The following is an 8,521-nucleotide window of genomic DNA, read 5'->3' as shown; positions in this document are numbered from 1 at the left end:
GCTGCCGACAGGCTGCGATCTTTTGGGAGCCACCCTCTCCCCGCTGTGAACTCAGCGCTTGCGCAGAATCACGCTACCAATCGAATAACCGGCACCGAAGGAGCTGAGCACCGCCAGCGAGCCGCTCGGCAGATCGTCCTGGTTTTTATGAAAGGCAATCACCGAACCGGCCGAACTGGTGTTGGCATAGGTGTCGAGAATCACCGGCGCTTCTTCTTCCGTGGCTTCGCGGCCGAGGAGTTTTTTGACGATCAGGTGGTTCATGCTGAGGTTGGCCTGGTGTAGCCAGAAGCGCTTCACGTCGCTGATGTTGAGCGTGTTCTCTTCCAGGTGGGTGGCGATCAATTCAGCCACCATCGGGCAGACGTCACGGAAGACCTTGCGACCTTCCTGCACGAACAGTTTGTCCGGTGCACCGACACCCTCTTCGGCGGCGCGGTTGAGGAAGCCGAAGTTGTTGCGGATGTTGTTGGAAAACTTGGTCAGCAGCTTGGTACTGACGATATCGAACTGGTACTTCGAAGTGGCCAGATCGGCGCGCTCGATGATCACTGCGGTCGCCGCGTCGCCAAAGATGAAGTGGCTGTCGCGGTCGCGGAAGTTCAGGTGACCGGTGCAGACTTCCGGGTTGACCATCAGAATCGCCCGGGCCTGGCCGAGCTGGACGCTATTGGTAGCCGCCTGGATACCGAAGGTCGCCGAGGAGCAGGCGACGTTCATGTCAAAGCCGAAACCTTCAATGCCCAGTGCTTCCTGGACTTCGATAGCAATCGCCGGGTAAGCCCGCTGCAGGTTGGAGCAGGCGACGATGACCCCGTCAATGTCGGCGGCGGTCTTGCCGGCGCGCTGCAAGGCTTGCTCGGCAGCGCCGATGGCCATTTGGCAAAGCACCGACCATTCATCGTTGGAGCGCTCGGGCAGACGCGGAGTCATGCGCTGCGGATCAAGGATGCCTTCTTTGTCCATGACAAAACGACTTTTGATCCCCGAGGCCTTTTCAATGAACGCGGCACTGGATTCGGTGAGTGCCTGAACTTCGCCGCGCTCGATGGCTTGGGCGTTATCCGCATTGAACTGCTGCACATAGGCATTGAAAGACTGCACCAGCTCTTCGTTGGAGATGCTGTTGGCCGGGGTGTACAGGCCGGTTCCGCTGATGACGACGTTATGCATGGTCGTTTCTCTAATCTGTTCAGGCAGAAAGTATTGGTACCGACGTACCAATACACAAAGGGTCTGATCCCACTCAATGGAATGAAACCTTGCGTCGCTTTATTCCGATCCGCCCGAACCTGTAGAGGCTCAAAACCGCGGGGCCGGCGTTTATAGGCGCGAAGTTTGCCATAAACGTTGAGTTTTGGCGCCTTTTGCAGGATGCAGCCCCTGCCACAAACTGTAGGAGCTGCCGCAGGCTGCGATCTTTTGACTTTAAAAGAACGAAGATCAAAAGATCGCAGCCTGCGGCAGCTCCTACGCGGGGTTAGGGTTCAACCTGACTCCATTGTTTGCTCAAACGCTTGTCGGAGATGGGTACCTTCGTTCCCAGTTGCTGGGCAAACAGAGAAACCCGGTACTCCTCGAGCCACCAGCGATACAGTTCCAGCTGCGGATCGCGTTTGCCTTCCTGGGCGTGTTTGCTGGCCCGCGCCTGGTATTGCGCCCATAACCCGGCCAGTTCGGTGCTCCAGACCCGGTCTTTCTGGACCTGGCTCGGCAGTTTCTCGAGACGCAACTCGATGGCCTTGAGGAAGCGAGGCAGTTCCTTGAGCCAGATCGCCGGAGTCTCGCGGACAAAACCCGGATACACCAGCTGACTCAATTGTTGCTTGATGTCATTGAGGGCCACCGCCTGCGCCAGGTCGATCTTGCCCTTGAAGCGCTTTTGCAGGCCATGCCAAAGCTTGAGCGTCTCCAGCGTCAGTTTCGCCAGACGCTCGGCGTGCTCGGTCCAGCCACCTCGTTTGCGCTCGGCCAGCGAAGCCAGACCGACGCCATCGCGCGGCAAACTCGCCTCGCCGTCGAGAATGCAGCTGTCGAGGCTGGCCAGCAGAATGTCTTCCACCAGGCTGTCGATGCGCCCCAGCTCGCGGTACATCAACCCCAGATCGGTCAGCCCGGGTAACTTGCCACGGAGGAACTTCGCCGGCTCGGCCAGTTGCTGCATCAACAAACGTTGCAAGGCCCGACGATGCTGAAACTCGGCCTCGGCGGCGGTAGAAAACCGACCTTCCTTGACCGTGCCGTTCTCTTCCACCAGTGCCGGATAAACCGTCATCGACAGCCCGGCGATCTTCTGCTGAGTCTTCTCAGCCACCGCGGCGAAGACTTTGGCCTCCACCGGTTGCTGGCTTTTCGCGGTTTGCGGCACGGCCAACGCGGCCTGGCTGGCTTCGGCAAAACGCGCGGTCAGTTCGGCGAGGTCGCGGCCTTCACCGAGGAACTTGCCTTGGCCGTCGACGATTTCCAGGTTCATCCGCAAATGCCCATCGACCTGCTGTGCCGCTTCGGCCCAGGCTTCGTCGCTGACCCGCGCACCGGTCATGCGCAGCAATTCGCGGCCCAACGCCTGAGGCAACGAGCCCTCGGCAAAGGTCATGCGTTGCAACGCGGCCTTGATGAAATCCGGCACCGGCACGAAGTTCTTGCGCAAGGCCTTGGGCAGGTTGCGTACCAGGGCGATGCATTTGGCCTCGATTACCCCCGGCACCAGCCATTCCAGACGCTCGGACGGCAGTGCCGGCAGCAACGGCGCCGGCACCCGCAAGGTCACGCCATCGCGTGGGTGATTGGGCTCGAAGTGATAACTCAAGGCCAACGCCAGATCGCCCAGGTGCAAGGTATCCGGGTAATGCGCGGCAGTGACTTCACTGGCTTCGCGAGCGAGTACGTCTTCTTCGCGCATCACCAGCAACTGCGGGTCTTTCTGGCTGTGGATGCGATACCAGCTGTCGAAGGTCGCGGTCTGGTGGATATCGGCCGGCAACCGCGCATCGTAGAAGGCGAACAGGGTTTCTTCATCAGCGAGGATGTCACGGCGGCGGGCCTTGGCTTCCAGTTCGTCGAGCTGTTCCAGCAGTTGCTGGTTGGCGGTCAGGCACTTGGCCCGGGACTGGATTTCCCCGCGCACCAAGCCTTCACGGATAAACAGCTCGCGGGACAGCACCGGGTCGATCGGCCCGTAATGCACCGGCCGCCGACCGACCACGATCAACCCGAACAAGGTGATCTGCTCGAAGGCCACGACCTGGCCGCGCTTCTTCTCCCAATGGGGTTCGAAGTGGTTTTTCTTGATCAGATGCCCGGCCAGCGGTTCGATCCAGTCCGGCTCGATCTTCGCCACCATCCGCGCATAAAGCTTGGTGGTTTCCACCAGCTCGGCGGCCATCAGCCATTGCGGGCGTTTTTTACCCAGCCCCGATGACGGATGAATCCAGAAGCGTCGTTGACGGGCGCCGAGGTAGTCGCCTTCTTCGGTCTTCTGGCCGATCTGGCTGAGCAAACCGGAGAGCACGGCTTTGTGCAGTTTCGGGTAATCCGCCGGCTCTTTATTGAGGCTCAGCTGCATGTCGCGGCAGATCAGGCTCAACTGTCGATGGGAATCGCGCCATTCGCGCAAGCGCAGGTAGTTGAGGAAATTCTTCCGGCACCAATTGCGCAGCGGGCTAGCGGTCAGGGCCTGGCGCTGCTCTTCAAAGCCGCGCCACAGATTGACCAGCGCGGCGAAATCCGAGTCGACGTCCTTCCATTGGGCGTGGGCCTGATCAGCGGCTTGCTGGCGCTCCGGCGGACGCTCGCGCGGATCCTGGATCGACATGGCGCTGGCGACGATCAAGACTTCCTGCAAGCTGCCCAGTTTCGCGGCTTCGAGCAACATGCGGCCCATGCGCGGGTCCACCGGCAGCCGTGCCAGTTGTCGACCGAGCGGGGTCAACTGACTCTCGCGATCCACCGCCGACAGTTCTTGCAGCAGGTTGAAACCGTCGCTGATGGCCTTGCCATCGGGCGGCTCGATAAACGGGAAATCGGTGATCTCGCCGAGGCGCAGATGGAGCATCTGCAGGATCACCGCCGCCAGGTTGGTGCGCAGAATTTCCGGATCGGTAAATTCCGGCCGGCCGAGAAAGTCCTCTTCGGCGTACAAGCGAATGCAGATGCCCGGCTCGACCCGTCCGCAGCGGCCTTTACGCTGGTTGGCGCTGGCCTGGGAAACGGCCTCGATCGGCAGGCGCTGAACCTTGGCGCGGTAGCTGTAGCGGCTGATCCGCGCAGTGCCGCTGTCGATCACGTAGCGGATGCCCGGCACCGTCAGCGAGGTTTCCGCCACATTGGTCGCCAGCACTACGCGCCGCCCCGGGTGGGACTGGAAGATCCGCTGCTGCTCGGCCGGCGATAGCCGTGCGTACAGTGGCAGGATTTCGGTGTGCTTGAGCTGGGCTTTGCGCAGCATGTCGGCGGCGTCGCGAATTTCTCGCTCGCCGGGCAGGAACACCAGCACATCACCGGGGCTGCGACGTTCGCTGCGCTCATAGGCGGCAATTTCGTCGAGGGTGGCGAGGATCGCTTGATCCACCGTCAAGTCTTCTTCGACGCGGTTGCCCTCTTCGTCCTGCTCCAGGGTCAGCGGGCGATACCAGGTGTCCACCGGGAAGGTCCGACCCGAGACTTCGACAATCGGCGCGTCGTTGAAGTGCTTGGAGAAGCGCTCCAGATCGATGGTTGCCGAGGTAATGATGACCTTCAGGTCCGGGCGACGCGGCAGCAGGGTTTTCAGGTAACCGAGCAGGAAGTCGATGTTGAGGCTGCGTTCGTGGGCTTCGTCGACGATGATCGTGTCGTAGCGCTCGAGGTAGCGGTCGTTCTGGGTTTCCGCCAGCAGAATGCCGTCAGTCATCAGCTTGATCAGGGTGTTGGCATCGCTCTGATCCTCGAAACGCACCTGATAGCCGACCAGCGCGCCCAGTGGCGTCGCCAGCTCTTCCGCGACCCGGCTCGCAACGCTGCGAGCGGCAATCCGCCGCGGCTGGGTGTGACCGATCAGGCCGTACTGGCCGCGACCGATTTCCAGGCAGATTTTCGGCAACTGGGTGGTTTTACCCGACCCGGTTTCACCGGCAATGATCAGCACCTGATGCTTGAGCAGTGCTGCTTTGATTTCGTCGCGCTTGGCGGCGATCGGCAGGCTGTCGTCATAGCGAATCAGCGGCAGGCTGGCACGTCGCGCCACCACCCGATCACAGGACGCCTGCGCCCGCTCGACCCACTGCGCCAGCTTGGCCTCGTCGGGTTTTTTGCGCAGCTCAAGCAACTGCCGCCGCAGCCGGTGGCGGTCGGCGAGCATGGCGTGATCGAGGTTTTTCAGCAGTTGATCGATAGCAGGCGATTGGTCAGTCATCAGGTACGCAAAAGTCGTCTAGTGGTGCAGGGGGCGGATTGTCGCAGATTTGCGCACCTGGCGACGAATGGAACCTGCTTTTGTGGCGAGGGGGCTTGCTCCCGCTGGGTCGCGAAGCGGCCCCAAAACCGGCCATCGCGATCTTTCAGATAGAATGCGTTCACCGGTTTTACGACTGCTTCGCAGCCGAGCGGGAGCAAGCTCCCTCGCCACAATGTCGGTGTGTACCGGGCTACTCGTTATCCAAACCCTTGCGCCGATACGGGAACACATCGATCACCTTGCCGGCGCGAATCGCCGCTTGCAGGCCTTTCCAGTAATCGGCGTTGTACAGTTCGCCGTGCAGTTCATTGAACAACCGTCGCTGTCCGGCGTCGGCGAACAGGAATGGCGGAAACTCCTCGGGGAAAACATCCAGCGGCCCGATCGAATACCACGGCTCCGAAGACATCTCGTCTTCCGGGGTGCGCGGGGCCGGGATGTGGCGGAAGTTGGCTTCAGTCAGGAAGCAGATTTCGTCGTAGTCATAGAACACCACACGACCGTGACGGGTAACGCCGAAGTTCTTCAGCAGCATGTCGCCGGGGAAGATGTTCGCCGCCGCCAATTGCTTGATCGCCAGGCCGTAATCCTCCAGTGCCTCGCGAACCTGCGCGTCGTTGGCGTTTTCCAGGTACATGTTCAACGGCGTCATCCGGCGTTCGGTCCAGCAGTGGCGGATCAGCACCGTGTCGCCATCGACCTCCACCGTTTTCGCCGCCACTTCCAGCAGCTCAGCCAGGCACGCCGGTTCGAACTTGCTCAGAGGGAAACGGAAGTCGGCAAATTCCTGGGTATCGGCCATGCGCCCGACCCGGTCGACGCTTTTTACCAGGCGATACTTTTCAATCACTGTCGCGCGGTCGACGTTCTTCGACGGCGAGAAACGGTCCTTGATAATTTTGAATACGGTGTTGAAGCCCGGCAGGGTAAACACACTCATGACCATCCCGCGCACACCCGGAGCCATGATGAACTGGTCGTCGGTGTTGGCCAGGTGGTTAATCAGTGAGCGATAGAATTCGGACTTGCCGTGCTTGTAGAAACCGATCGAGGTGTACAGCTCGGCAATGTGCTTGCCCGGCAGGATACGCTTGAGAAAACCGATAAACTCGGCCGGCACCGGCACGTCGACCATGAAATACGAACGGGTGAACGAGAAGATGATCGACACATCCGCTTCATCGGTGATCAACGCATCGATCTGAATCCCGCGGCCTTCGCGGTGCAGAAATGGAATCACCAACGGCCATTGCTCGTCGTGGGTGTAAATGCGCCCCACCAGGTAGGCACCCTTGTTGCGGTAGAGCACCGAGGAAAACAACTCGACGTTCAGCTCCGGGTCCTTGCAGACCCAGTCCGGCAGGTTCTCGCGCAACTGCGCTTCGAGCCGGCGCAGGTCACCCGGCAAATCGGCATAAGGCTCGCTGAAGCTGTAGTCGACGAAGATCTGCTCGAGCATGCCCGACAGTTCGCCTTCGGGCTTATAGATGCGGGTTTGCGCCGCACGGGCCCGACGCAGGCTCGGCCGGGTGGTGTGGATGAACATGCAGCCGTCGCTGATCAGGTCGTGGCTGAACAGCCCGCAGAACGCCGAGTTGTACCAGGTCTCGGACAGCTCATCGTCGAAACGCAGGTCGATCAGACTGATATAGGCGCTTTTCACCAGGGGCCAGTAAGTAACGTCCAGCATGGCCTCGCCGTCAAAGGTCTGGTGCAGTCGAGCGACCACTTCACTGACTTTTTCTTCGTAGAGGTTGATCCGTGCCGCCGAGGCGACCTGCGCCTCCTGCCACTGCGCCTGCTCGAACCGCGCCCGGGCGCCGTCGGTGATCTGGCGGAAATGCTCGCGGTAATCGTCGAAGCCATCGAGGATCATTCGGGCGATATCGGCGGCTGGCCATTGCTGCGGCATAGATAAACCTCTGGAGGATGATTCTTGGCATTAAGGGGCTGAGCTTAGAGGCGTAGTGGCCTGTGTGGCTAGTGTCAGGCAATGCAACCATTGCCATGCGTTACACCTGCGAGGACACTTGCGGCCCGATCAAGTAAGGAACAGACCGTGAACCCCGTCGATATACTACGCATGCTGGCGCTTTCCGCCATCTGGGGCGCGAGTTTTCTGTTCATGCGCATCATCGCCCCAGAGATTGGCACTATTCCCACCGCCTTCTTTCGCGTATCGATTGCCGCCGGCGGGTTGCTGGTGATCCTGGCGCTGATGCGTATCAGCTGGGATTTTCGCGGCAAGTTCAAGACGGTGCTGCTGCTTGGGGTGATCAACTCGGGAATTCCGGCGACTATGTATTCGGTGGCCGCCCAAGTGTTGCCCGCCGGCTACTCGGCTATCTTCAACGCGACGACACCACTGATGGGCGTGTTGATTGGCGGAGTGTTCTTCAGTGAAAAACTCACCCCGGCGAAGATCGCCGGGGTGTGCCTTGGATTATTCGGGGTCGGCATTCTGACCCGCGCCGGTCCAGTGGCCTTCGACCTGGAATTGCTGATGGGCGCCCTCGCCTGCCTGCTCGCGACGACCTGTTACGGCTTCGCCGGTTTCCTCGCCCGCCGCTGGCTCGATCAGCAAGGCGGGCTCGACAGTCGCCTGTCGGCGCTGGGCAGCATGCTCGGTGCGACGCTGTTTCTATTGCCATTGTTCGGTTACAACGCCATCAGCCAGCCACCGGCCAGTTGGGGTGGCTGGAATGTCTGGTTATCGCTGTTGGGATTGGGCCTGGTCTGCACCGCCTTTGCGTACATCTTGTACTTCCGTTTGCTCAGCTCGATCGGCCCGGTCAAATCAATGACCGTGACCTTCATGATCCCGCCTTTCGGCGTGCTCTGGGGTGCGCTGTTCCTCGATGAACCCTTGTCGATGGCCCATGTGTATGGCTCAGTGTTGATCGCCGGGGCGTTGTGGTTGGTGCTCAAACCGACGGTAGCGACGGTGGCGACGGTGGCGACGGTGTCGAAGGTGACTGCCCGGTAGGCCTTCAAAAGATCGCAGCCTGCGGCAGCTCCTACAGGTTTTGCGTACACCCATCAATAACGGATGTATGCGATTGGCGTAGGAGCTGCCGCAGGCTGCGA

Annotated in this window: 4 protein-coding genes; 1 reads left to right on the top strand and 3 read right to left on the bottom strand. The window is 60.5% G+C overall.

All coding sequences use genetic code 11. From position 1 onward, the window contains the following. Positions 1-51: 51 nt before the first annotated feature. The 3 genes from F8N85_RS33330 to aceK form a co-directional block, all read right to left on the bottom strand. Positions 52-1,173, bottom strand: coding sequence for a beta-ketoacyl-ACP synthase III (locus F8N85_RS33330; protein ID WP_150804429.1), 1,122 nt, complete (start codon positions 1,171-1,173; stop codon positions 52-54). A gap of 307 nt (positions 1,174-1,480) precedes the next feature. Continuing rightward, positions 1,481-5,392, bottom strand: coding sequence for an ATP-dependent RNA helicase HrpA (hrpA, locus tag F8N85_RS33325; RefSeq protein WP_150804430.1), 3,912 nt, complete (start codon positions 5,390-5,392; stop codon positions 1,481-1,483). A gap of 232 nt (positions 5,393-5,624) precedes the next feature. Then, on the bottom strand, positions 5,625-7,346 hold the full coding sequence (aceK, locus tag F8N85_RS33315; protein ID WP_150804432.1) for a bifunctional isocitrate dehydrogenase kinase/phosphatase: 1,722 nt from the start codon (positions 7,344-7,346) through the stop codon (positions 5,625-5,627). Positions 7,347-7,493: 147 nt separating this feature from the next. On the opposite strand from aceK, the gene F8N85_RS33310 reads away from it, so the two are divergent. Beyond that, a complete protein-coding gene (locus F8N85_RS33310) occupies positions 7,494-8,420 on the top strand; it encodes a DMT family transporter (protein WP_150804433.1) in 927 nt (308 codons plus the stop codon). Positions 8,421-8,521 lie beyond the last annotated feature (101 nt).

It is taken from the genome of Pseudomonas fluorescens (assembly GCF_902497875.1).
Taxonomy (GTDB): domain Bacteria; phylum Pseudomonadota; class Gammaproteobacteria; order Pseudomonadales; family Pseudomonadaceae; genus Aquipseudomonas; species Aquipseudomonas fluorescens_BR.
Note: the sequence above shows the minus strand (reverse complement) of the source record. Positions and strands in the feature narration are given on the sequence as shown.